Annotated in this window: 12 protein-coding genes; 3 read left to right on the forward strand and 9 right to left on the reverse strand. The window is 72.2% G+C overall.

The window, feature by feature from the left end:
* Positions 1-1,900, reverse strand: a 1,900-nt coding sequence (locus tag AB0M18_RS35965; RefSeq protein WP_365765565.1) for an FtsK/SpoIIIE domain-containing protein, incomplete at its 3' end; no start/stop codon positions are given.
* Between the two features lie 358 nt (positions 1,901-2,258).
* Between AB0M18_RS35965 and AB0M18_RS35970 the strand changes: the two genes are divergently transcribed.
* On the forward strand, positions 2,259-2,990 hold the full coding sequence (locus AB0M18_RS35970; RefSeq protein WP_360068912.1) for a GntR family transcriptional regulator: 732 nt from the start codon (positions 2,259-2,261) through the stop codon (positions 2,988-2,990).
* 460 nt (positions 2,991-3,450) lie between these two features.
* On the opposite strand, the gene AB0M18_RS35975 is transcribed toward AB0M18_RS35970, so the two are convergent.
* A complete protein-coding gene (locus AB0M18_RS35975; protein WP_365765567.1) occupies positions 3,451-3,912 on the reverse strand; it encodes a hypothetical protein in 462 nt (153 codons plus the stop codon).
* 377 nt (positions 3,913-4,289) lie between these two features.
* On the opposite strand from AB0M18_RS35975, the gene AB0M18_RS35980 reads away from it, so the two are divergent.
* Together AB0M18_RS35980 and AB0M18_RS35985 are read left to right on the forward strand one after the other, a co-directional pair.
* A complete protein-coding gene (locus AB0M18_RS35980) occupies positions 4,290-4,664 on the forward strand; it encodes a hypothetical protein (RefSeq protein WP_331722149.1) in 375 nt (124 codons plus the stop codon).
* Between the two features lie 21 nt (positions 4,665-4,685).
* A complete protein-coding gene (locus tag AB0M18_RS35985; RefSeq protein WP_331722150.1) occupies positions 4,686-4,991 on the forward strand; it encodes a hypothetical protein in 306 nt (101 codons plus the stop codon).
* 1,078 nt (positions 4,992-6,069) lie between these two features.
* Here the strand turns inward: AB0M18_RS35985 and AB0M18_RS35990 are convergent.
* The 7 genes from AB0M18_RS35990 to AB0M18_RS36020 form a co-directional block, all read right to left on the reverse strand.
* The gene (locus AB0M18_RS35990) at positions 6,070-6,432 is read right to left on the reverse strand and encodes a hypothetical protein (protein WP_360068920.1); all 363 of its coding nucleotides are present in this window, start codon (positions 6,430-6,432) and stop codon (positions 6,070-6,072) included.
* The gene (locus tag AB0M18_RS35995; protein ID WP_360068918.1) at positions 6,419-7,963 is read right to left on the reverse strand and encodes a replication protein; all 1,545 of its coding nucleotides are present in this window, start codon (positions 7,961-7,963) and stop codon (positions 6,419-6,421) included. Before AB0M18_RS35995 ends, AB0M18_RS35990 begins: the two co-directional genes overlap by 14 nt.
* A gap of 714 nt (positions 7,964-8,677) precedes the next feature.
* The gene (locus tag AB0M18_RS36000) at positions 8,678-9,043 is read right to left on the reverse strand and encodes a hypothetical protein (RefSeq protein ID WP_360068930.1); all 366 of its coding nucleotides are present in this window, start codon (positions 9,041-9,043) and stop codon (positions 8,678-8,680) included.
* Complete coding sequence (locus AB0M18_RS36005; protein ID WP_360068928.1) at positions 9,040-9,252, reverse strand: hypothetical protein; 213 nt, start codon at positions 9,250-9,252, stop codon at positions 9,040-9,042. The genes AB0M18_RS36000 and AB0M18_RS36005 overlap by 4 nt, the downstream gene beginning before the upstream one ends.
* A complete protein-coding gene (locus tag AB0M18_RS36010; RefSeq protein ID WP_360068926.1) occupies positions 9,249-10,148 on the reverse strand; it encodes a UbiA family prenyltransferase in 900 nt (299 codons plus the stop codon). Before AB0M18_RS36010 ends, AB0M18_RS36005 begins: the two co-directional genes overlap by 4 nt.
* 2 nt (positions 10,149-10,150) lie before the next feature.
* A complete protein-coding gene (locus AB0M18_RS36015; protein ID WP_365765571.1) occupies positions 10,151-10,471 on the reverse strand; it encodes a hypothetical protein in 321 nt (106 codons plus the stop codon).
* Entirely contained in the window at positions 10,468-10,614 is a 147-nt protein-coding gene (locus AB0M18_RS36020) for a winged helix-turn-helix transcriptional regulator (protein WP_365765573.1), read from the reverse strand. Before AB0M18_RS36020 ends, AB0M18_RS36015 begins: the two co-directional genes overlap by 4 nt.
* Positions 10,615-10,624: the final 10 nt, after the last annotated feature.

A 10,624-nucleotide genomic window follows, 5' to 3' on the forward strand; every position in this document is an offset into this window, starting at 1 on the left:
GGGCGTCGACCGCGCGGGCGACGGAGCCGGGGTTGAGGCCGGTGGCCTTGGCGATCTCCGCGTTGGTGGACGTGCCGTCCTGCACCGCCTTGAGCACGGCGACCTGGTTGTCGGTCAGGTTCTCCGGGAGGGCAGCCGCGGGGGCGTCGTCCTTCACCAGGCTCAGGGCCGGGGTCTCGGCGGCCGGGGCCGGGGCGGGCGCCGGCACCGCCGACAGCGGAGCGGCCGGGCTCTGCCACGGGTCGGTCTTGGGCAGTCCGGCGACCATGCCGTCCGTGACGTGCCACAGCCGGAGCGGGTCGGGGGTGCGCTTCTCGAACTGGAGCATCGCGCGGCCGGGGACGCCGTCGAGCCGCGAGGGCAGCCAGCCCTCCTGCTGCGCGGTCTCGCCGAAGATCGCGCGCTCCGCCTCACCGGGGTTGACCGTGAGGGACAGGAAGGCGGACATGTTCTCCTTCACGGCCGCCGGGACGCCGACCGCCTTGGTCGGGAACTGCGTCGCCCACACGAACTGGAAGCCGACCGATCGGGCTTCGGACCACAGCTCCTCGAACAGGTCGAGGACGTCGGCGTACTCCTTGCGCTTGGACATCCGAACGATGGCCGCGCCCTCGTCGATGACGACCAGGAGGTTGCGGTTCTCCGGGCGCCCGTCCGGAATCCAGGTGGCGCCGGTGGCGATGCCCTGGCGGCGGTGCATCTCGCGGGTCAGCTCCTTGGCCATCCCGTAGATGCGCGCCATGCGCTCCTCACGGTCGGTCTCCTGGCCCACGCACCGCAGGCAGTGCTGCCAGCCGATCGCCTCCTGGCGCTTCGGGTCGATGACCACGGCCGTCCAGTCGTCGGCCATGACCGCGCGCATGACCAGCGGGCGCCAGGAGACCGACTTGCCCATGCCGGTCCGCCCGGCGGCGAGGATGTGCTTGCCCGCCTTCAGCGGCAGGTCAACGAAGTCGCCGGTCACTTCGTCCACGCCGATGCCGACGTGGTCCGGCGTCCAGATCATCGAGACGCCGTCCGAGGCGGAGCGGGTGCGGATCACGATCAGCGCGCGGTCGCCGTGGCTGCCCCGGCTGATCTGCATCCGGGTCTCGGTCTTCATGCCGAGCAGGGCGCGGACCGAGTCGGCCTCGGCCGCGAGCTTCTTGGCCGACCAGCGGCCATCGAGCCGGACGCCGCACACGATTCCGGCCGCCGTCAGCTCGGGGTGCTCGGTGAGCGTGCCGGACAGGCCGCGCTCGTCGGCGTGCTGGACCCAGAACGTCGGGGCCAGCCGCTCCATCAGGCGGCGCTCCTCGGCCGACGCCTCGTCGTCCACCTGCACGGTCACCTCGCGGCGACCGAGGAACAGCGCGCCCGCGTTGAGCGCGATGAGACCGAGCGAGGTTCCCGCCGGCCACACCGTCCAGTGCTCCGCCGTGCTCATCGCGTACGAGGCGAGCCCGGCCGGGACCGTGTGCGCGGCGTGCACGCGGATGGCGAGCTGGCGCAGCGTCATCGGGTAGTTCCGGCGGGCGGTCTTGAGGTCGCGGCGCGCGACCTTGGCGTGGGCGGACGCGGCCTTGTCGGCCGTGCGCGCGGCGCGGCGGCCACCGTTGAGCGGGTTCTTGCTCGCGGCCTTCGCCGCCTTCCGCTGGCTCGCGGCGGTCGCGGCCGTCGACCGGGCCGACGTGTTCGCCCGCTGCGCAGCGATCAGCGCCTTCAGGTTCTCCGGGGTGCGGAGCGCCATCCGGCGGTCAGCCTCGGCGTCCCAGCGCTGGGCGAACGGGGCGCAGACCGGGGCGGCGGCGTCGAGGGCGCGGCCCGTGGCGGCCGTCGCCCGGTTGATCCGGTCCGTCGAGAACGTGAGGGTCGCTTTGGTGCCGGTCCCGATCTTGTTCCATGCTGCTGCGTAGTCCACGAGTGCTCCTTCAGTGATCGTGGATCAGGGCCGGGATTGCCGTTCGCGCGGCGTTCCGGCCCGCCTGGTTTGTGGCGGTTTCCGAGACCGCAACCTCCCTTGCGGGCGGTTGCGCCCCCGCAAGCGCGTGACCTGCGGGTTTCGGTGTTGCGGTGGTTTCCGGGGTGGGGCCCCTACGCGTGCGCGCGCGAGGGCCCCGGATTTTCGAGCCGTTCGGCGACCCCTCGGAAGGGGCCGCCGAACAACATCCATACTGTGGTAGCACAGTTGGTGTGTCAAGCCCTACACTGTGCTAGGTCACCGCATCGGATGCTGTGCTAGATCACCGAACCGTTCACACCCGTCGAAGGAGCCCGTCATGTCCTCGCTGGAGCGCACGCCCCCGTACCTCCAAGTCGTCGCCGCCCTGAAGTCGAAGATCGTCAGTGGCGAGCTGAAGCACGGCGACACGCTGCCGTCCGTGCGCGAGCTCGCGACGGAGTACGGCATCTCGACCGCGACCGCGCAGAAGGTCCACCGCACGCTGAAGGCGGAGGGCCTGGCGGAGGCCCGGCAGGGCTCGGCCACCACGGTCAGCACGCGCCGGACCCTGCACCGCACGGCCGCCGACCGGCTGGAGTCCGCGCTCACCACCGGGCGGATCTACGCCGATGGCGAGTACGCCGTCATCACGAACGCCGACCTGACCACCCCGCCCGAGTGGGTCGCGGACCTCCTGGGCGTCGAGGGCGACGGCCCGGCACTGCGTCGGCAGCGGGTCACGCACAACGCCGACGACGAACCCGTCAGCGCCAGCACGAGCTGGTTCTCCGCCGACCTCGCGGAGACCGTGCCCGCCCTGCTGTCGCGGGAGCGCATCCCCGGCGGCACCCCGTCCGCCATCGAGGCCGTCACCGGTCGGCGCGCGGTGGCCTCCGAAGAAGCCAGCGCCGCCGACGCGGCCACCCAGGAGCAGGCGGGCCTGCTCGGGGTCGAGCCCGGCGCCCCGGTCCTGCTGAGCCGGAACGTCTACGTCGACGCGCAGGGCGACACGGTCGAGGTCGGGGAGTCCGTGGCCCCCGCCCGCCGCTGGCGCTCACACCGGAGCTGACCCCCGGTCCGCCCACACCGAAGCCCCCGCCGATCCGTATTCGGCGGGGGCTTCGTCGTGCCAACTCCCGAACGTACCCGCACGCGCCCGTCACAGGGCCGCTGAGCGCCGTTCTCCCGCTCCCGCGACTCTCAGGCCGCCGGAGTCCTCACAAGCCGTCAGAACCGCGCACAGGGGCGCGCCGTGGGGACGTGCCGGTTACTGCGCCTCCGGCGGCCCTCCGGGGGGCCACCGCTCCCAGAGGGGGTGGGGGATCGCGGGTGTCTGCGGGTCCGTGGGTGGGTCGGCGGGGTCGCGGGGTTCCCTCCGGCCGGACAGCCCTCCGCACCATGCCACGGAACCTGGGGGGGTTCCGCAAGCTCCACCCCCCCAGAACCCGCGGCCCACCGTGAGTGCCGCCCGACCGGAGGGAACCCGCGAGAGCCCCGCCTTGCGAGGCGAGCGCGAAAGGCCGGCGGACCTACTCGCCGTCGGCGGCCTCCGGCTCGAAGAGGGTCGGGGCCTCCGCCGCCGGGGGCGGGGCAAGGCGCCGGCGCTTCTGCGGAACGGGGACGGGGACCGCCGGGCGCGGCGCGGCCTGGCGGGCTTCCAGCTCCCGGAGCTGAGCGTCGACCACGTCCATCGAGCGCACCCACCCGTCGCCCGGGTCGGCGGCCGGGACCGGTGCCCGCGTTTCGTCAACTGTCGGAACGGGGTCCCGCCGGGTATCGACAGTTGACGAAACGGACCGTGCGGCGTCGGCCCGGCCGCGCGAGTAGGCGACCAGCTTCACCTCCGCTTCGCGTCGGGCCCGGTACGCGTACTCGCGGTGAGTGCGGGAGCAGTAGTCCCGGCTCCGGCCGACGCCGGACTGCTTGATCGGGCCGCCGCACCAGGCGCACAACTTCTCGCCGTCGGTGCCCCTCGGGGTGTCGCGCTTCATGCCGCCCGACCGTACGCGGTCGAAGCGCCGGCACTTCCGCCCGCGGCGACCCCGGCCGCGTTCCTCGAGTACGTCACCCGCCACCGCCGTACGTCTCCGAGATGACGTACGCCGCCCACCGCCAGGAGCACGCCGACGCTCGTACACCTCTGGCACTTTTGCTCGCCGCCCCAGATCAACGAGCGCCGTCCCGCCCGACGGACCGCCTCGAACGAATCCCCCACACCTTTGCATCACGACCCAACGGCCGCCCATACCGCCCAAATCACACACCTAGGCATTCCCAATAAGTCGGCCCTTGCGCAATGCGCACACCCCGTGCCAGTCTCTTGGTGTGCACAAAGCGCACACCGACCGAATCGGGGAGGACCACCGCCATGTCCGTGATCGTTGAGAAGACCGCCGGGAACCGTGCCGAGATCTCGTGGAGCCCTCAGGAGGACGACCCCCGCGGCTACCTCGCCAAGGCGATCGAGTCCGAGCAGCTCGCCTACGCGCTGGAGTCGCTCGGGGCGAGCGAGGCCGGCCACACCGAGCCGACCGCGAACGAGGACTACGCCGTGGCGATGACGACCGCGACCGCGAACCTCGCGCAGCTCCTGGAGCGCCGCGCCGCCGTCCAGGTCGTGCAGCTCCGCGACCACTACGGCCTGTCGTGGCGACGCATCGCCGTCGCGCTGTTCGAGGACGCGGAGAAGCAGTCCAGCGTCCGGCGCATGTACGAGTCCGGCCGACGCCACATCGGCATCTGACCCAGCACCCCGGAGGACACCGTGACCGACACCCGTTGCCCCGCCGCCCACCCCGACGACCCGACCCCGTGCGACGGCCCGGCCGTCGTGACCGTGCTCGACCGGCAGAACGCCGGGGCGGACGGCTGCGAGCACCACGCCGCCCGACTCCTGGCCTCCCTTGAGGGCGGCCGGGTCTACCCCCTGCCCGACGCGCCCGAGGGCTCCGCGATCCGCGTCTTCAAGGCCGCTGACGGCACCCGCCCGTTCGCCTGGCACGAGGACGCGCCGCGTACCCAGCCGTCCCAGCTCAGCAACCGCGAGAACCGCGAGCGCGACGCCCGCTGACGCACAGCCCCGCCGCTCCAACCCGAAGGCCCGCATCGCACGGTGCGGGCCTTCGTCGTGTGCAGCCGACCGAGGTCAGTTCGTAATGCCTGAGGTGTGACCGATCCGGTCATCGCGAAGCGAGCGGCGAAGCCGTCAAGCAGCGTGCACGCGTGCACGAGCACACGCGTGCACGCGACAAGATCCACACGGTCACAACTCATGCATTACGGCACGGCCAGTCCGGTCACACCTCTTGCATTACGGCAGCGGCCCGCTCGGGAGGACCAAGGTATCGACACCTCCGGCGCCGATACGGGGCGTGCAAATGCTGCGCGAGCACGGGCGGCGGCGAGCACCAGGAGGTGGCCGTCGAAAGGCCGGCGGAACCTCGGGCCGTGTTCCGGAGGGGGGTCCCGTACGGAAGTAGTCGGCGCGACCGGACCCCTTGACCGCGCACGTCCGAGGCCGCTCCGCCGTCGCCTGGGGGCAAGTTGTAGAGCAACTTGGGAGGCAACTTGGAGGGCAAGTTGTAGAGCAACTTGCAGGGCAACTTGTAGGGCAACCTGCCGCCGCGACCTTGATCAAACACGGGTGATGGACAAAGGGGGTTCCCCGCCCTCGGGGAACCCCAGCCGTCCCGGCCGGGGTCGCGGGAAGCTCCCCTTCCCGCCCAACTTGCTGCCGACTTTCCGGCGGTCAGAACCCGGAGGAGCCCGGAGCAAGTTGTGCGCTACTGGAACATTCGCGCGTCGGCCGGGGGCGGCCTGGGGTGTAAACCGGCCCGTACACCAGCGTGTGACAAGGCCACCTTCGGACCCCCGCCCCGACCTGCACGGACGCCCTTCCATCTCCCAGACCACCCACTCTCCGGGACCTCCGTGTGGGTGGTCTGGGAGTTTCCAGGGGTTCAGGTCGGGGCGGGGGTCCGAAGGTGGTCAAGGGGGTGCGGGTCGAGTTTCTGCAGGTTGGTCAAGGGGGGTCGGGCTGAGTTTCGAAGGCGGGGGTGGGGAGTTCGGCGGGGGAGTTGGTAGGGGCGGCAGATCAGGTGAGCGAGTTAGTGCTTACTGGGGTCAGTTTCGCGGCGGCCGGGGACGCGTCAGGGCGCGGGGCGGCGCATCTCCAGGCCGGGGATCATCTCCCGGCGCATGTCCATGAACGTGTCGTACTCGAAGTCGGCGGCAGGCTCATCCGGCCTCTCCGCCTGGAGCTCGGCGCACATCTCGCGGGTAAGCAGGTGCCCGTTGATCGTGAGGTTCCCGTCCCGGCCGAGCCTGACGGAGAGTGCTTGGCGGCCGAGTACGTCTTGGCGCCAGTCGTCCGAGGCGGGGCCCGGCCCGAAGAGCGCCGCCTCCGCCTGTTCCGGCGTCGAGACCGCGTGGAGCGTCATGCCCGGCCGGTCGAAGTCTCGGCGCCGGCGGTCGCGCCGCGCCTGCTTGGCCCGCTTCTCATCGCGTCCCATCGGGCGCCTCCTGGTCCTCGTCGTCGTCGCTGTCGTCGGCGGGTTCGCCGTACGTCCAGCCGTTCCCGTTGCAGGCGAAGCACGCGCCGTCCGCGACAGCCGCGAACTCCTCCAGCCGTCCCGCGCCCTTGCACTTCGGGCACGTCACCCGCTCCATGCCGCGCAGCAGGGCCTCGGCCTCGGTCAGCCTGACCTTGGCCTTGGCCTTCATGACCTCCGACAGGCTCTCGGTGAACTCCGCACATCCGTCCGCGTTCACCACCCGGACATGGTCCGCGCGGCCTCCGGCGTCGGTGACCAGCGTCGGCACGTCCGCCTCGCGCTCCGTGCGTACGGCCTCGATCACGGCGTAGTCCGTCTCCGCCGCCGTCACCTTGCCGTGCGCGTCGCCCGTGAGGACGACCCCGGCGACGAACGCCTTGTGCAGGTCCTTGAACCGGTACTCGTCATCGTCGGTCAGGTCGGTGTGCCGCTTGAGGCCGCGCGTCATCTCGAACGCCCGGCGGCCGTGCATGGCCGCCTCGTACTCGGTCCACCAGCCGCGGACTTGTGCCCGCGTGCCGTAGCCGGGTGCCTCGTCCTCGTCCAGGCCCTCGCGCTCGATCGCCCACAGCCGGTCGAGGAACTGGAACGGGGTCATCGACCGCCGCGACCGCGCGTTCTTGCCGGACGTGTAGGCGACCTCCGCCGCCGCCTTCTGCGCCGTCTCCACGTCGGCCGTGACCGACTCCGGCTTGTCGTCGCCGTTCTTCGTCAGGTACTCGATCAGCGCCTTGTCGTCCGGGCTCGTGATGATCGTGACGCTGACGCCGTGGCCCTTGCCGCCGCACTTGCAGTTGGCCCGCTCGCACTCGGTGGTCGGCGTGTACGCCGGGTCGATCGCACGCAGGGAGTCCTGCCAGAACTCCCGCAGCCAGTCCTCCCACGCCTCCAGGTCCTCGGCGGACGGCTCGAACGTGCAGCTCCGGCCGTCGCCCGGCTCGAAGAACTGGCCGCCGTCCTCGTCCTCGTAGAGGAGCTGGCCCTTCGCCGGAGTGCCGGCCAACCGGCCACCGAGGAACACCAGGGAGTTCAGGTGCGGGTTCCACCCGTTGTCCTCCGAACGCGTGACCTCGGGGTTCCGGGCCATGCCGACGTACCCGATCGCCGGGGCCAGGTCCCGGCGGAACTTCTGGTTGACCAGCATCTGCTGGTACGCGCCCGGCACCCGCGCGGGCTTCCAGACCTGCTCGCCGTTCGCGTCCTTGCCCGCCTTCCGCATCCGCACCTCGCCCGTGGCGGGGTCCACGTCCGGCCGCCCCCACTGAGCGCCCACCAGGTCGGCCAGGGCGTGCGTCCGGTTGTGCCGCGAGGTCAGCACCACGGCTGCCAGCGTGCCGCCCTTGGCCAGCCAGCGCAGCGCGGCCGTGGTCAGCTCGGCCGTGTCCTCGGCCCGGCGGGATGCCTCGCACGGGGCGCAGAACCAGATGCTGTTGCAGGTCATCTGTCCGCGCGAGCCCGCCGTGCCGTCCGCCGTCCGGCCGGTCAGCACGCCCAGCTCGGGCGCGACGGCCGTCCGGCCGCACTTCGCGCACGACCGGTGGATGGTGATCTCCTGCGCGATCCGGCGCCGCCGCCAGCGCCTCAGCCCCGGCGGGATCTTCCCGTCCGGAGCCTGGCCGGGCCCGGCGGTTTCAGTCCCGGAAGTGGCTTCGGACCCCTCTTCGCGTTTCCGCAGGTCAGAGGGAGTCTGGCAAGTCTGTTGAGAAGTTACCAAGGTGTGGACACCCGGAGGGGTGTCTTTCCGCAGGTCAGACCCCGTTTTCGGGGGCTGAACCACGACGTGTCGCGCGGCCTTCTCCCGGCAGGAACGCGAGCAGTACGTTTGGCCCGGTGTGCGGGGGTTTGGGGTGAACTTCTTCGAGCAGCCCCGGCGGCGGCACGTCCGGCGGGGGCCAGGCACACGAACGGCCCTGGTCAGCGACGTGTCCGAAGACACGGTCGCGGCCGGGGCCTGACGTCCTGCATCATGGGAATGCACTACGTGAGCACCAATCCTGAAGCCTGGTAACGGAGGGATCTTGGTGTTCGCTCCGGGCCCGCCGGTCGCACGGCGGGCCCTTTGCGTTGTCTGATGTTGTGGGTGTGAGCCTGCCACAAAGTGGCGGACAACCAGGCGATATACCGCGTTAGACCCGTGCGACGCATGTGACTTGACGGGCCGAAGGAAGCCCCGCCAGCCGAAAGGCCGGCGGGGCTTCGCTCGTTACGCGGCGGCTTCGACCGTCCACTCCCACGGCTCGCCGTCGGCGGCGGCGCGGGCGGCGGCGTCGGCCAGGGCGCGGGCAAGGGCGGAGGCCCGTGGCTTCATGTGCCGGTCGCGGGACACCTTCAGCAGCACCTCGGAGACGCGGGCGGCGTCGGCGGCCGGGAAGGCCAGCGCCTCCCGTCCCTCCATCGCGGCGACCAGCGGGGCCACCGACTTCCGGTCGTTGTACGGCACGGCGTTGGTCACCCACGGGGCGAGGGCGGCCACGTCCGCCAGGAGGTGGCGGTCCTGCCCGAAGAAGTCGGCGCCGTGGCTGGTGACGAGGCTCGGTTCGGCGTCGTGGATCGCGGGTCGACGGCTCATGCTGCGGCTCCCATCCGGGTGGCGAGGTGGGCGAGCTGGGTGGCGGCGGCGAGGATCAGGCGCACCTCGGGCTCGCCGTCGATCAGGAGTCGGTTCGAGGCGGGCGCCGGCGGGACCGGCGCGGGGGCCGGGGCCGGGCGGTGGCGCAGGGCCACCGCCAGGACCACGAGGGCGACCGCCACGGTGGCGAGGTAGGCGAGGGCGATCACGAGCCCACCGCCTCGGCCGTGGTGACGCGCTTCCAGGACGCCCGCAGGCGGGTCTCCCCGGCGCTGTGCCCGGCCTTGCGGAACGCGGCGGCGAGGGCGTTGTACGTCATCGGCGGGTTGGTGCTGGCCCTCAGCTCCGCCACGATCCGGTCGATCTCGTCGTCGGTCAGGGTCGGCGCCTCGATGGCGGCCAGCTCCTCGAAGCTGCCCCACACGGGGAGCTGCCAGCGAGGCTGTGACGCGCCCTGTGACGCGGGTGTGACGCGCTCTGTCACGCAGGTCAGAGCCCTGCCGGTGCCGTCGCCCTGGCGGACACCGTCCAGCTCCGACCAGGCTCCGGAGAGCCGCCGGGCGGCCCTGGCCTGTGCCTCTGCGACGCGCTTCCCGGCGCCCGTCACGGCGTCGAGGCGGGTCTCCTCGGTGCCTGCCTCGGCACGGAGTTCGGCGCGGGCGATGGCCGCCTGGTCGCGGGCGCCCTGCTGGATCGTGGCGATCCGGTCGAGGGCGGCCGGGGTGAGCGCGGTCCGCTCCCACAGGCCGTGCACGAGCCACAGCGCCTTCGCGGCGAGCGGCAGCCAGGCGACCGCCAGCCACGGGCCGGGGGAGGGCTCACCGAGCGCGTGGGCGACCAGGACGCCGGTCGCCACCGCGCCGAATCCCCAGCCGACGCCGGTCACGACGTTGTTGTGGTCGCCCTGCCGGGCCAGGCGCCGCTCGTACGCGAGGGTGGCCAGCCACCCGCCGTCGAGGCCGACGCCGACGACCAGGGCGATCCCCCAGGGCATCGAGCCCCCGAGCCACATCACGATCACGGCCAGGGTGAGGACCATGCTCACGGCCGTCATGGCGACCGCCGGGCCCACGGTCAGCAGGCGCTTGAAGTCGGGCTTCGTCATGGTCACTTCCCCTTCCGGATCTCGCGGATGAGCAGGTACGACACGCAGCCGCCGACCGTCACGGCGACGGCCACCAGGGCGACGGCCAGGAACAGGGCGGTCAGGACGCAGGCGCAGGCGGCGCCGCCCGCGACCCACGCGGCGACCTTGCCGGTCGACCGGCCGCCGGCCTTTCCGTGCGAGCAGCTGCACGCGGCGTGCGCGGTCGGGGCCGGGGCGGCGGCCTGCACGGCCTGGACCACGGCGAGGATCTGCGCGATCTGCTCGGTGTTGGCCTCCGCCGCGCGGGCGTCGGCCACGGCCTGGGCGAGGTTGGCGCTCATGCGGCGGCCTCCGTCCGGATCGTCGTGCCGTCCTTGGCGAGCAGCCCGCGCTTGACCAGGGCGTCGACCGCGCGGGCGACGGAGCCGGGGTTGAGGCCGGTGGCCTTGGCGATCTCCGCGTTGGTGGACGTGCCGTCCTGCACCGCCTTGAGC

Source organism: Streptomyces sp. NPDC051909, from assembly GCF_040681095.1.
GTDB lineage: Bacteria > Actinomycetota > Actinomycetes > Streptomycetales > Streptomycetaceae > Streptomyces.

Excerpts from the sequence above, each read along its gene's own strand:
- AB0M18_RS36000 (WP_360068930.1), bottom strand. The coding sequence starts at position 9,043 with ATGAGCCGTCGACCCGCGATCCACGACGCCGAACCGAGCCTCGTCACC.
- AB0M18_RS35990 (WP_360068920.1), bottom strand. The coding sequence starts at position 6,432 with ATGGGACGCGATGAGAAGCGGGCCAAGCAGGCGCGGCGCGACCGCCGG.
- AB0M18_RS36010 (WP_360068926.1), bottom strand. The coding sequence starts at position 10,148 with ATGACGAAGCCCGACTTCAAGCGCCTGCTGACCGTGGGCCCGGCGGTC.
- AB0M18_RS35975 (WP_365765567.1), bottom strand. The coding sequence starts at position 3,912 with ATGAAGCGCGACACCCCGAGGGGCACCGACGGCGAGAAGTTGTGCGCC.
- AB0M18_RS35980 (WP_331722149.1), top strand. The coding sequence starts at position 4,290 with ATGTCCGTGATCGTTGAGAAGACCGCCGGGAACCGTGCCGAGATCTCG.
- AB0M18_RS35970 (WP_360068912.1), top strand. The coding sequence starts at position 2,259 with ATGTCCTCGCTGGAGCGCACGCCCCCGTACCTCCAAGTCGTCGCCGCC.
- AB0M18_RS36015 (WP_365765571.1), bottom strand. The coding sequence starts at position 10,471 with ATGAGCGCCAACCTCGCCCAGGCCGTGGCCGACGCCCGCGCGGCGGAG.